Here is a 14553-nt window from a genome sequence, read left to right on the forward strand (position 1 = left end):
GGAGTGAGTTAGGGAGGTAAATAACTCAACAAATATGCCATATCTTGGACTGTCTGACGGTGACGAGGTACTCCCTCCACAGGTCCCGGACGGATCGACAGTTGCGTGTCCAGTTTGCGGCGAGGAGATGTCAGTGGTCCGGTCCTACAACCGCGGGAGCACGTTCGTCTCTCGGCACTTCAGTCACAAGGGCGGCGGGAAAGGAGATGGCAGCGGAGCCGGTAGTGGTGATGGTGACTGCCCAGGGGAGTCCGAAATCCATCACAAGATGAAGGCCATCGCATACGCGCGCCTGGAAAACGACTACCCGGAGGCGACTATTGAACTCGAGTCCGACCTCGAGGGACGCATTCCTGACGTGCTATTGGAATTCCCCGAGCCGTGTGATCCATACGGCAAGGGAATTGCAGTTGAAGCCCAGTACCGGAATAAGGGAAAAGACAAGGAAGCAGTCGTAGCGCACTATCTTGATCGGGAGTACAGCGTTGCCTGGCTCGAGGAAGACGACTTTACGACTCACGATGTTGACCTCTCCGGCATTCTCTCGGTGTGGCCGTACGCCCTCCCGGACCGATACGGGACGGAGGGGTATCCCGACGTGACGCGGTGGCTCTGGCAGAAGAAGAACCCAACTGTAGAGATTGAAGTCCCGATTCCTGCAGACTACTGGATGTCGTTCGACAAGTCGGGAGTGTGGGTTACTATCGCGGAGAAAAACATCAAGCGACGAGGAAGCGCTCGAATTTCCAGAACGCCAGACGGGCATCTAACGTTCTCACTTGGGAAGGCAAAGAGCTGGGGCGAAAGCGAGTCGCTTTCCGTACAGGTTGTTCCTAATGACGTTGTGAAACTCAGGTCCTTTGCCGATGATTTGGAGCGAAAGGCGTTCGGGGAGGACCGACCGTCACCGGAAGAGTGTGATCCAGAGTGGCATGAACTCAGTAAGAGATGGTTGGAGGGATCGCCAACCGTGACGGCATGGATAACAGCTGCACTACCGGACCCAAATGGAGACTCCGATGTCGTGGTGACGCTGTGGAAGAAGCAGAAGGAAACGGAACGTGTGGCGATGAAAGTTGAATCGTATGCTGCGGAAAATCTACGCGACCTCGCAGATCTTCTTGACCGAGCCTTCGAGATTGAGAAGAGCTGAGCCCCGCTAAATTAGTACCCTTAGGACACTTCCACGACTTGATCGTTAGGATCGCCAATAATGCGTAGTTCAGTATCAACCGCCTCTAACCACTCCTTACAGGTCAGGAGTAGCGTATTGATGTTAGCCCGTGTTCGGGCCTTGTCGTGGTCCAGTCCAGGTTGAACGATATACACTCTGAAGTCCCACTCGTTCGGCTGAAATCTTGTCTCGATTTCATCGAATCCCTCTTCATTCAGTTTGAACCCCTCTACACCAGTATTCTCTTGACGATAGCGAATCCGCTTTGGAAGCCCACTGTTCCTAATCCACGCTATACTCCGGAATACCTGATCAACAACATCACGAACGTCTTCGAGACGCGCTCCACTTTTCTTGCTTTTTTTGCATGCCTTGCAGTGGTAGAGGCTAATGCGCTTTTGAGACGGCTCGAACTGAACATAGTCTGCTATCTCACCGGTCGTATGATCACGGAACAGAATTTGTTCACTCTCACCGTTTGCCTCGATAAAGTTCTCTACCCAGGCGTGAACATGAATGAGTCCCTCGGCATCTGTGTCATTATCATCAAATGAGTATTCTCCCCACGTAGCACATCCCGACCAATCGATCTTCGATTCTTCAACAAAACAAGTCGACGGAACCTCTGAAAGTTCTTGTTTGACCTTGTGTCCGCGCCCGTTATACACTAAGGTCCCGTCACCTGTACAGAAGTACAGCGGATAACGGTTGAAAAACATCTCACCGGTCAATTCGCTGGTCTGGTCCCTACTGACTATCCTGAACTGACAGTTAGCGAGTTGACCGGTCAGTTCATTATCTGCGATATTGTACGTGCCAGATAGCGACTGCGCTGTCTCATATGGAGTATAGGAGAATTCGACAGCAGTGGGCTCATCGGTCTGGTAAGTGAGGTCTCTTAGAGCAGATTCCTTCACGGGCTGCCATCCACCCTCCTCGTGTACTTCGCTTGTATTAATCTCAACATCGAGTTGTTGAAGCGTAGGATTGAGAGTCCCGTATACTGGATCTGCAGGGAACTCGTCGATTCGGCGAACCTCCCCTAACCCAAGTTTAGGTGCGACAGATTCGGATTCATATTTCTCAAGTTTGCCCGCGAGACCCTGACACCACGAAATGAAATCACCAATTCCCTCCCTACCAGTGGACCAAACACGCCCCTGATCATTGCTAATGCCAATGATCTCTTCATCAACCTCTGCAACTGCATGGCCTTGAGCGAAGGCCTGTGCATCTGTTTGCCTCACAGCTCCCTCCACCCGGTCACCAAGATACATTTTATAGGAAGGGAGACTCCCAGACGGCCCCAGTGCGTTGGCTAGTCCTGCAACTTGGTACTCAATATCGACCTCTGCCTGCAGCATTCGGACGAGTGATTCACCGCCGTAGATTTCAATTTCATCGGATACTATCTGGCTACGAATACGGTCAGATAGCTCATCGGATGAGGAAGCTTCAAACAGAGTCTCGGTTTCGTCGTGATAGTAGTAGAGATGGAGGTCATATTGACGGTAGTCAAGCGGAGTTCTAGTCCCCCAGGTCGGTTTATCGATTTTCTCGGTGATCAGCCCAAGAAACACCTCGTCGGATCGGGGCAGTTTGTAGACGATAGTGTCATCGTCAAGTGAAACGTCAGCTACCAAGTCGACATCAGACTCCGTACTCTCGTAAAGTCGAGTGCTGCGGTATGGTTGGAGGTCTTGCTCATTGACGCCTCGAAGCGCATCTTGTCCGGCAGTAGTCGCTGCTACGTTTGTCTCAATATATTTGTCGACGAGTTCTGGAACGAGCTGACGCCAGCCTGCATCCTCATGATACAATCGCTTGACGACATCATCAACCCCGGCCTCACGCAACTTGTCTGGGTCAGCGATAACTGTTGCAGCGACATCCGAATCTTCCGCAGGTCGAGTGACACGGCCAATTAGTTGGAGTGTGAAAGCAAACGACTTCGGGGGCTGATGAAGCACTGCAACCTTCAGATCCGCAATATCGACCCCCTCACCGAGCATCCCAACAGCAACGACCCCGTCAAGTTCTCCATCTTGAAGTGCGCTGATCGTCTCTGCATTTTGTTTGGACGTCCGGTCCGAATGAATCGCCTCAACATCAAGCCCATGGCTGCTGTAGACATCTTCCAAACCTTGAGCAGTAGAGATTTTATCACACCGTACTAGAAGCTTAGCACTGGAGTAGTCCGTTCTAATATCTGCCAGCTCGGTAGCCGCTGCTACTGCCAATTTGCTATCCGGATCGTCAGCACGATACGTCGAAACTTCAGTCAAAGACAATGGTTGATATAATCGTTCTTCCATCGCGTTGCTCAGAGGATAGTGATACACCATCCGGCCCGGTAGCGTCTGTCGGTCACGACGGAATGGAGTCGCAGTCAACAATACCCGCTTAGCACTGTCTACGGTCTCGAGTAGCTCCATCCAGCTGGGAGCTCTGATGTGATGTGCCTCATCGAAAAAGACGAGATCAAATTTCTCTTCAGGAGGACTGACAATAGAATCTGAGTACTGGTCCGAGTCATAGACCTTGCTGATATTGTGAGGGAGAGTAACTACAACATCCTCATCCAATTCGTCCCAGGTCTCCTCGTCGGTGACTCTTGAGGTAACTGTTGCAACAGAAGGGGTCTCCAGTTTGTCATCAACAACGCCAGCTTGTCTCAGGCCATCTAGCTGTTTGAATTTCGCTGCGGTTTGGGTACGAAGCACGTCAGATGCAGTCACGACGAGTACTTGCTTCTCGCTCAGTCCAAATGCCAATAACATCATCAGCGCTGTCTTCCCAGAACCAGTCGGCATTGACACCAGTGCTGGCTCATCTTCGTATGCCGTGAAGTGGCTCTTGACGCCCCAGAACCCACCTGCTTGGCAGGATCTTATTCCCTCAATTCCTTCCGAGCCGAACTGCTGAAAATCAATCTGGTCAGCGTGATCGGCGAAGTAGCCCATTCATTACTGTCAATAAAGAGAATATGTAATGAAGCTACTGTTGGGACCTGCTGACGAAGGCGTCCTTAATCCTCAAATGATTACAGTGTCCGGCTGTTCTACTTCGTATTCGCTGTGATATCGAATAATATCCGCGACTAACCGACATTCTGTTGAAGGCGGGCGTAGACCGCGATATGGACTATACACCGATCCTAACAGCCGGTGAGTGTCACGTTGATCTGCGGAGAGCTAATAACACCAGAATCCTCCGGAACTGTAGGCCGCTAATCCCCATCTGTCTTTGTATAGCGACATATGATATATCCAATACTGAAACAATACAGCATCTATTTTCGGTGTTCACACAGACTCCAACAGTCTGTTTGTCCCCAAAACCTATATCCTATCTGTGAGAAACGCGCTACCAACCAAAAATGCCGGGCTTAGAATTGAGAACTGACTCAGTGAGGGTTCTCTCGCCGAGTCATAGCCTCGAACAGCGGACACCGTGGAGGCCAACACAGTGAGCGACGCAACGACACCAGAAATCGATCGGGACTGGGAGGACGTCGACGACATCTCGTGGACCCTCCTCGAACTCGCGGAGCTCGTCGACGCGTACTGGGCTGTCGTCGCTCCAGCGATGGAGACAGACGGGCTCGATCCAAAACGAGAGAAACCGACACACAGCTGGCTCCGCGACCATGGCTTCCGACCGCTCCTTTACGCCCTACGGGAGTATCACGACAGGACCCTCGCGGAGTTTTGGCGCGAGGACCTCGAACTCGACGCCGTAGAATCGGGCTACGACTGGGCAACCAATCACGAACGGACGATCGAGGCACTCGAGTCCTTTCTCACGTCACGGCGAGAGCGCAAGGGCCTTGCAGACTCGTCAATTGATACCCTCCGCTACCGATTGAACCGCTATGTCGTCGCCTACTGCGAGGAAAATGACACCGATGACCTCGTGACCCCCGTTGCTCGGGATGGTGATATCCCAGCCTACAAAGCAGTCGATGCGTGTTGGGCAGCGTTCGACCGCCTGCACGCGGATCTCGACGGTGGGCAAACCAAACGCCGGATTCATCTCGCGGTTTCGAACTGGTATGCACATCTGGTGCGTCGGAAATGGGCCGCGGTGAACCCCGCTGACGGCCTCGACGACGAGTTTGACTGGTCGAACGGCAATGACGATGATACGGATACACCATGTCTCGCCACCGAGCACGTTCGCGCACTCTACAAGGCGGCAGACGACCAGGAGGACCGCCTTCTGGTACTCGCCCTATGTGCATGGGGTCTTCGTCCGAATGAGGTGGCTAGCCTACGAGCGCGTCAATTCGTCCTTGACGTCTCTACCGATGAAATTCCGTATATTACGTTCGAGGAGCGGAAGAACGGGCCTGGCGAGGTGTCACTCCTCTACGGTAAAGAGGTGCTCGAGGACCGCCTCGCAATGTTCGCTGATTCCGAGGATTGGGATGGCTATCTGTTTCCGTCGCCACACGCCTCAGGCGGCTCGATTTCCCGGTGGACAGTCTGGAACCGCTTCACTCAGCTCGCTGAGCAAGCGAGCCTTCCTGACGAGATTGGTGGTGTATCACCCTCGCCAAAGATGGGGCGACGGTTTTGGTATGACGCCTATTCCTCGTCACTCGACGTCGTCCTCGGAAGCCTTGACGAGATTGCGGCCGAACAAGGAAGCGCGAGTGCCGACGTCGTCTTGCAGAATTATCTCTCAGATTCACGGGCCCGAAAGCTTCGTCGAGAGTATATGCGGGACCAGCTAGCTGTCGCCTTCGAAGAGGATTGACTGTACGCCAGAGTGGTCTCATCCGTGTCCGTTATCGGTGAATGCTTGAGTTCCATATCTCAGTGAGTCACAGAATCAGTGAACCAGTGAATCAAAGAGTTATTGAGTGATTGATTTTAGGATTCAGTGAATCATAGAGGGGTGCTGAGAATATCTGAAGCACTAAATCAATGAATCAGTGAATCAAAGAGATAAAGATTCAATGAATCACCTACCACGAGAAGTACAGAGTCACTGATTCAGTAACTGCCAGTAGCAAGCTCCGATCCCCAAGGAATCAACAAGCAAGGATTCCAGAATGCGTTGACTCAATGAATCAGTGATTCTTTGATTTTCACCAAGTACAACGCCATAAGCGCCTGTTAGCGGTTTATACCGCTGAATACGGCACTTTATCATTCCCAGAGCAGGAATAGATGTCTGACGTGGATTTATGAGTCATTGAATCAATGATCGTACTATGACCGAGTCACCTCGTGGCTGGGGCGTCACACCATCGACCGGTATTCCCACGATCGCCTTCGGCAATCAGAAGGGCGGGACTGGCAAAACAACGGCGACGATAAACAGTGCAGCGGCACTAGCCTCGCGAGAACACGATGTCCTCGCGATCGATATGGATCCACAGGCCGATATGACGAAAGGCCTGGGACTCGGCCCGGGCGACGACAACGATCCATCAAGCCCGAAGAACGACCTTCCAAATACGCTCGCCACGGATGATGCAAATCTTCTCGACGTCCTCGTCGACAATCCGCGCACGGACGACACGACTCTTTCAGAAATTATGATCCACAGCGACGATTACGAACACCTGAATTTCGATCTCGTACCGAGCCACAAGGACATGGGGCTTGCCCGGGATTGGATGGACGACGCAGGCGCTCGTCTCTCGTTGAAAGTTGCTCTCGAAGAGTTGGTGGACGACGGCTACGACTACGATTTTATTTTGATCGACTGCCCCCCTGATCTCTCGGTCCTGACGGATGCAGCGTTCATCGCGGCGCAGAACGTGTTCCTGGCCGCACAAACACAAGCCACATCACGAGATGCCCTAGACGATCTCTGGGACCAGCTGGAATCTATCGAGGACAATCAACAGATCGAGATTGCGATCGTGGGACTGCTGGCAAACATGTACAGAGACGATGGTCAGTCACAGAAGTTCCTGGAAGCATTTGACGAGTCATATGCGTCACTAGCGCCGATCTTCAAGCTTCCAATGCGAGTAGCGATACAGCGCGCGTGGGACAACGGCTGCGATATTTTCGAATGGGAGGACGCCAACGACCAGCAAGTCGAGCGCGACCTCTTCCTGGAGGTTGCTGAGACGATGGAACGGGCGTTCGACAAAACGCAGGTGGAGGTGTAACTATGCCCCGAGGAATGGACGAGCGATTTGAGGACCCATCAGAGGAAGCAGAAGACGAAGAAGTCGCAGACGACGACGAGACGGCAGAGGCGACGACGGAAACAGAGAGACAAGACCGCGAATCTGCAGCCGCCACAGGAGAGCAATCAGGTCAGCAGAGGAGTGCTGACTCGGCGGATACTAAATCCTCCACTGAGGAGACAACGGAAACGGATGATGAGCCGTTGAACATCCGGGAGGATTGGGACTCGGCCACGATATACGTTGAACCGGAACAGAGCGAGGATATCGAGGTTACATTCACGCGGCTGAAAAAACAGTTGAAGCGGGAGGACATCACACTCGAGAAGAACAAGCACTTCTACCGAGGGATTTTCGAAGTGGCGTTCGGCGAACACCGAGAAGAAACGAAAGAGAAGATTCGTGAGCTGGCAAGCGAAGACGATGATCAATGAATCAGTGATTCACTGAAATTCGGATATTGTGTAGTCGAGAGGAACAAGAAGACCTCGTCTGCTAAATGTGCGCAGAGTCAAGTTATTTACACGCCTAGCGCGTATGATTTCGTACTAGATGGCCACCATCAACGTCGACAAATTGGAGCTAACCCAGGAACATCAAGATGCTCTCACAGCGGTCATCTGGGGATGGTTTCTTCGGACTCATCACCCATACCTTTGGCGAACAATTAATCTGGCCTTCGATTCAGCGGAGATGGCCAAAGAGTGGGTGATGAAATTGCCCACCAAGCTTATTGAGACATACATTCTGAACGAAGCCCTCAAAAGACTCCCCGAGATCCAATTATAAAACACACAGAGGACTACAGGAGACAGCGATGGATATGTCGTTTAGCAACTCTTTCGGGGTTTGCAAACCGGTTTTGGCTGACTCTTAGCATCCAAAGTGTCTGCTAATTCCGGCAGCTATCAGGTACTCACGGCTGTGAAGTCATTCGATATCAAGGCTGATCGTTCCCTGCCGAACGTTCCGTTCGAACTCGTGTAGGGGGATCAACTCCCGAAGGTCGGCTTTTGACTCTAGAACAATATCCTGCTGTAGCGTCGCATTAGCCACACGGTTGTCCGAATCAGGGACGTAGACCAATCGGAGGACATAATCCCGGTCGGGTGCCGTGACGAATTTCAGGCATTGTTGGTACTCGTTGGTGGTAAGCCGAATACTGTAGGGAGGATCACGTCCAACAGCCTTGACTTCAATCGGGGAGGAGGCGAGCTCGCGGCCGGCCGTATCGTCCTGTAGCGTTGGGCCCAGTGGGTCGATCATATCGAATCCGGGTCCGTCCTCCTGGGACACATCGAGCATTTGGAAAAGGGGAGAATCGTCAAGAGACCCCTGTTTGAGGTCGGTACGCCAACTCAAGAACCGTGCTTCAATATCATCAGCGGTCAAGCCAGACTCTAACAGATCGAGAATCTGTTCCTCCCAGACATCGACCTTGTGCCAAGCGTATTTGCGTTCGGTTTGCTCGTCGTGAAGACTGTACATATGCTCGACGAACCTGTCGTAATGCGTTTCTGGGTCACGTTTAATCCACTCAGTCAGATCGTCGAGGATCTTTATCGCTGTCGCAATTTCAGCGTCTTCGCCACGACCCTTAGTCGGATAGCCGCCGCTATCTTGATGCACACTCCCCGACACATTTTGGCCCTTCTCCTGAATCGACGACTTCCGTGAGGACCCGCCAGACGAAGACGACGTCTGAAGGATTGAGAAGTCACGCTCTGCGTCTTTCGATACGTCGCCAGCACGACTCATCGAATCTGCTCGGAACTCACGATCGGTTTTGGTTTGGAGTGACCCCGTTCGGATATACTCCTCCAAAAACGCGGGGAGATCATCATTATTGGCTTCACTCTGGATTCGATCTAGCCATGACGATAGTCCATCTTCGAAGCTAGCCGAACTGAGCTCTAGCCATCGGGTTTCAGTACTGGAATCAGTTTGGAGTTCGGCCGGCACCACGTCCTGCCACCGAACATTAGCAGTGACTGAATCTAGCTCCGTCTTCCAGTCGATCGGATCCGCAGAAGCAATAGAGAGGGAATCATTGACATTTGAGACTTCGACCAACCGTCGAGCTGTAGTCCGATTGACATCGGCAGTGAGATCCGCCGGGAGGAATCGTTCGTTGGTGACCCACCATTCGATGACACGTCCGGCTCGGTCTCGCTCAAATCGCTGTAAAAGCGTCCGCCAGTCGCGGTCCGACGTATCTACGTATAGCCCTTCAATCAGTCTTCGATAGGGGTCCGGTAGGCTCTGGATAGTCCGAACGTATTCAACGATCGGTTCGGGGTTATTACCGGAGTCGTTGATGTTGAACACTGCTTCAAGTCCACCTACGATTCGTGCATCACTCTCTCGGCCCTCTAGTGCCTGAATGATAGTCTCGAGATCTGGGGGTGATAGATCTCCAGGCGCGATGTTTTCGACGAGGTCACTCGATGCTCGCACCCGCTGTCGGACCGAGTGTTCGAAATCACTCTCTAAGTGACTCCGGACTTCTTCGATGGGGAAGGTATCCTTCTTGAGCCGATTGATCAGGTCCGTTTTGTCCTCCGTGAGGTCAAGAATAGACTCGAAGTCGTTACGTGCGCGATAATTCTCGGTCACGAGTGCGAACCCCATTCCCAGTTCAGGGACGATACCACATCGTCTCAACTCAGGCCACGATAGTTCGCTCAGATCATCAGCAGAGGAGACTTCGTCGATGCCCCCCAGATTCAGTACGAGCCCTTTAGCCTCCTCGCTGTCTCCTCCCTCCTGCAAGTAGTACGTTCCCGAGCCGGTTTTCGAGAGGGGGTTGGTCGTCTCATCCGGGAGTGACTCAACGACAGCAAGATTTTCGATCGCTATCTCGAGTTCCGCTCGACTCTCATCAATCGAATCCTGCGTTTCGAGTTCCTGAATCGCGATCAGTAAATCCAGCCGGTTCTGAAGTTCACGACGGATATTCCGCAGACTTGTATTGAGTCCCTCTGCGTCGCACTGTCGTGTCTTGAACTGGTCGGCATTGAGAGTGGGGTCCGGTGCCTCAACTAACTCGACACCGAGGATCGTCGTGAACTTGTCGAAGCCTCTGTGTTCCTGGCGTCTGAGTTCGTATACCCGCTTTGAGTACACGTCACTGTCTGGATCAGTTAGAGCGCGTTTTTCCCAAGGCGTCGGAGTCGACGAGAGATACTTGACCAAGTCATCGCGGTCGTCACTCGTGATCCAGTTGATCGGTGCACTGAACCACGTCGTTCCCCGACGGAGTGGAAGATGAGTGAGCATAGGGAGGTCGACATCCTCCCAGGAATCAGCGTCGGAGTGATCGTCGACATATTCGAGGATCGGTTCAAACAGTTTTGTCCGAGCACTATCCCAGTATCTCTGATTCGGGATGTCCAATTGTGTGGTCGAATCGTCGCCAAGTCCAGCCGGGTCGTCGGCGAATGCTTCCTGTACTTGCTGGAGCTTCTGTGCCGCCTGAGCGGCATTCAGCTGTCCCAGCCGTTTCACTCCAAGATCTTCCAATAATCCTTCGTCGGGAACACGATCGCCGTCGGGATCGATATACGGGAAGAGCCGCCAGCCTAGTGCTTGGTCTGCCCCCTTGATAATGGCGTTATTGAGAGTATCACTATCCCAGCCGCTATTCACAGAGTTCGCAGAGTCTGACAGCTGGAGGATCTCGCTCCAGATCGGCAGGGTTCGGAGCTGCCAGTTAGCAAGTGTCGGAAGCGTGCGTTCCTTTTGATGGGAGCATCCCTTTCCGCCCTGACAGTACCAGTACGTCCGCAGAAGCCCCGCCCGATATGCTTCGGGGTGATTCAATAGTGCGTCGAGTACCGCGTCCGTATGGGAAGCCATCCATTTGAGTCCACTATCAGTGAACCAGACCCATGTGGCGACGTACGAGCCGCTGGTGCCTGCCGTAGAGACCGGATCGACATTACAGGTCTTGTTGTGATCGATGACGGCACTTGTCTGGTATTGAGCGCTTGTAATCCAATCCTTGTACTCATCACGCCCTTCAAGAGCCGTAGCTAGTGTCTCGTGAAGCTCTCGGCCAACGTCTGTCGGAATCTTCTCCCGCTCCCATTTGGTGGGCCACCAATGGGGATTCTCACCGGTATCACCGGTCGTATCGTAATCCATATCGGGATCCGGGTGGAGGCGACGATCCAACAACCAGCCGTACCGAAGTCCAGGCAGGCGACTTGAACCAAGTAAAGAAAGGACTCTAGCGACGTTCCCGACAGGCACGTCGGAATCGGCTAGTAAAGTGTCTATCTCCCCATTCGCAAGCGTATCGGGGTCAGGAAGCCAGTAGTCCGTCGAAGAGGTTGTATAGTCCTCAGGTACAGGATGGGCATCAGTAGCATCATCGTCCGTAACACGCGCTCGTTCTCGTATTGCAGCCCAAGCTGGCGAGAGGGCGATGTCGGCCACATATTCGTTCTCGCCGTCAATCTTGAGATCTAGTCCACGGAGGTTCGTTCGCAATCGTTCGTCACGCCTGTCTTGTCCACCGCTTCGGATTTTCTCAAAAAGATTGTCAGTATCGAGAAAGGCCAGTTCGCCTGTATTCAGTGTCTCCGCACGGTTCTCATTGTAGCAAGTCACTAGATGGGAAAGGCCGGCTAGTTCCGCTTCACCGACACATGCATTCTCCCGATCGGGTAGTGGTTCCAAAAGAGATTTGTACAGTTCTGCGGGGCTATCACCCTTCCGCACGCCCCAAGCCTGACCGGCGTTTGCTAGCGTGTTACGGGTATCCCCGTTGGTGCACTCCGGATTCAGGAAATAAACGTCGAAGTCGCCGTACTCGGGCGGGAAACTGTAGTCACGAGATTCGGTCTCGTAATCCCAAATGACCGTCCGGGAGGATCGGCGGCCACTCTCCCAGGTACCTCCCTCTCCCTTGCGACGGGATTCTGTGGCGACGAGCTGTGAATTTTCGTCGCTTTCAGCCAGGCACGGGAGGAGGTATACGCCGTCGAGGCGCTGTTCGTTCTCGTCATTGCGCAGAATTGCCTCGATATCCTTGTCGGTCTCCTCCCGATAGTCCTCCAAGATACGAATCGTCCCATAGAACAACCGCTGTGCGTTCGAAGCAGTGACGGTCACGACATCGTCACCCCACCGTTCTGAGTCAAGATGCTCAGCGAGCCAGTCTACCCACGCTTCGAACTCTGACTCCGGTGCGGGATGGCCCAGCAGTTCCCCAATACGCTTGTTCCAATCGGGGACGCTATCGAGTGCCTGCGTCAGCGCCCGTAACGATGTTCGCGTTGGCAGAGCTTTCGTCTCTAACCCCACGCCTGTATGGTTATTTGACTGGTGACGCGATTCGAGATTCGCTCGAATGGCGGCAGCCGCTTCGACCCCTTTCCTGATCGTGTCCGATGTCCCGATGAAAACATCCGTCGGTAAGGCAGGGGACGCTCCAGTGGAGATACACGCCGAATCTGAGAGTCCGTCATAGATCCGGGCCTTACAATACGCCAAGAGTTCCGGCGCATCGATGGGATCCGATGTCGGCTCCGATTCAGGTGGGTCCGGTGGGAGTAATAGCCAAGGGTACACCTCCCACCAGGGACTATCCCGAGACAGTTCTGCCGTTGTCTCGCCAATATACCGGATGAGATTGCTTCCCTTCTCGAGTACCCGGCGATTCTTTTTGTCGTCGCTGAAATCCTGCCTGTTCGTTGCCACCCGGAAACGGCCATGGAGACAAAACGGAAACCGCCCTTCGCCAGTGGCGTCAATTGGATAGTATAGATGCAGTGGATACTCAATTCGCCGTTCAAGCTCGTCATCTGGAGAGGGTTCACTCGACAACGGAGTCTCCACAGCGTCGGCGAGGACAGGCAACTCCGGTGTCCGATCGAGGAGCACACTTACGTGGGTTTCCGGGGCATTCTGGTGTTCAAATTCGTCGAAGCAACGGTATGTCGTTGATTCGCCTTCGATCCGGGCTTCAACGAAGACTCGATCATAGCTTAGCTTATCGTGAGGGACAGATTCACTCGAATCCCGGCGGATTGACCAGTGTTCCGCCGCTTCCACGCCCTCGTCCCCGATATTTTCGATGTAGAAGTCGTCGATTCCTTGGAAATGGATCAGCGTCTCAACATCGAGTGACGACGACCTTTCGCTGTGGATTGAGAGTGTCTCCCAGACCGATTGACGGTTTCCCCGTGGTTTCTCATCAAGGCCTTTCTCGGGCTCGATATCTAAATCATCGAGGAGATCACGCCATTGGTCATCTCGAAACTCAATGAACAGCGCCGTGGTAAACGATTCTGCGGGTGGGTCATCGAACACCTCGAACTTGGATTCACCATTAGAGACGAGGCTTCGACAACGCCTGGCGAGCTCACTATCTGCTGTTTTCGGATCGAGAGCAACAGGATACCAAAATAACGGGATACCACCGACAACACCTGGGACGTCCTGTTCCTCAACCGTAGTCTGTGCAGGGAAAAGTTCAGTGTCGCTATTACCCCGGAAGGAGTCGTGAAAGTTTGATTTTAGCTCTCGCGTGTCGACCGACCGGCCACAGTGGCGGGCGATAGCAGCTGACAGGTAGGAGCGACTATATCTGACGCGAAGCGGTTCGGTCAGCTTGTCTACGTTCGACCAGACCTCGAAGGTATCTCCGATAGAGAGTATTGATTTGAGCCCGACGCCTATGTGGCCGACAGTGTTCGTTGTCGGTCCTAATTCTTCGTCATCATCTGTCTTATTCGACTCGCCAACCATACGGACGGCCCGTTCGACATCGTCGTCCAGAAGGTCGAATGAGTCCCCAGTATTCGCGACGACGAGTCCGTCATCATGGACACCGATGTAAATCTCACCGGCGAGAGAATCATCGGTTTGATCTTTGGCGGCGACGATTTCGTCACGCGCATTTTGAATGAGTTCGAGGAGTTCACGTCCAGTGTGATTTTCAGCTAAGAGACGTTCTGTATTGCCGTTATTTTTTAATTTGTCAACATCATCACCCGCCCCGGTTGTGATCGTCGCTGCCTCAGAAGTGAGTTTCTCGTACCAAGTAGCGTATTTATCGATTACCTCCGCTCGCCCCTCGGAAGCATCCATATCCTACTCGTATCGGGTACGCATCATAAAAACTAGGAGGACTCTCACCAACGAAACATCGGTTTGTTTTTAGAACCACACCTAGGCGATCTACAGATATCGGTTTCTGGAATTTCTCAGAAACACC

Annotated in this window: 7 protein-coding genes; 5 read left to right on the forward strand and 2 right to left on the reverse strand. The window is 53.0% G+C overall.

What is annotated here, in order from left to right; all coding sequences use genetic code 11:
• Nucleotides 1–127: 127 nt before the first annotated feature.
• Nucleotides 128–1153, forward strand: coding sequence for a competence protein CoiA family protein (locus BMX17_RS19140; protein ID WP_394327919.1), 1026 nt, complete (start codon nt 128–130; stop codon nt 1151–1153).
• Nucleotides 1154–1173: 20 nt separating this feature from the next.
• Here BMX17_RS19140 and BMX17_RS19145 read toward each other — a convergent pair whose 3' ends face one another.
• Nucleotides 1174–4137 carry a DEAD/DEAH box helicase gene (locus BMX17_RS19145; protein WP_092663111.1) on the reverse strand — a complete coding sequence of 988 codons (2964 nt, stop codon included), beginning with the start codon at nt 4135–4137 and terminating at the stop codon, nt 1174–1176.
• Between the two features lie 505 nt (nt 4138–4642).
• On the opposite strand from BMX17_RS19145, the gene BMX17_RS19155 reads away from it, so the two are divergent.
• From BMX17_RS19155 to BMX17_RS19170, 4 genes are all read left to right on the forward strand, one after another.
• Nucleotides 4643–5935, forward strand: coding sequence for a tyrosine-type recombinase/integrase (locus tag BMX17_RS19155; protein ID WP_092663192.1), 1293 nt, complete (start codon nt 4643–4645; stop codon nt 5933–5935).
• 460 nt (nt 5936–6395) lie between these two features.
• A complete protein-coding gene (locus BMX17_RS19160) occupies nt 6396–7307 on the forward strand; it encodes a ParA family protein (protein WP_092663113.1) in 912 nt (303 codons plus the stop codon).
• Between the two features lie 14 nt (nt 7308–7321).
• Nucleotides 7322–7762: a DUF8160 family protein gene (locus tag BMX17_RS19165; protein ID WP_170845485.1), complete on the forward strand. Its 441-nt coding sequence runs from the start codon at nt 7322–7324 to the stop codon at nt 7760–7762.
• 118 nt (nt 7763–7880) lie between these two features.
• Nucleotides 7881–8117 carry a hypothetical protein gene (locus BMX17_RS19170; RefSeq protein WP_092663117.1) on the forward strand — a complete coding sequence of 79 codons (237 nt, stop codon included), beginning with the start codon at nt 7881–7883 and terminating at the stop codon, nt 8115–8117.
• Between the two features lie 141 nt (nt 8118–8258).
• Here the strand turns inward: BMX17_RS19170 and BMX17_RS19175 are convergent, their stop codons facing one another.
• A complete protein-coding gene (locus BMX17_RS19175) occupies nt 8259–14426 on the reverse strand; it encodes a hypothetical protein (RefSeq protein ID WP_092663119.1) in 6168 nt (2055 codons plus the stop codon).
• Nucleotides 14427–14553: the final 127 nt, after the last annotated feature.

Source organism: Halorientalis persicus, assembly GCF_900110215.1.
In the GTDB taxonomy this organism is placed as follows: Archaea; Halobacteriota; Halobacteria; order Halobacteriales; family Haloarculaceae; genus Halorientalis; species Halorientalis persica.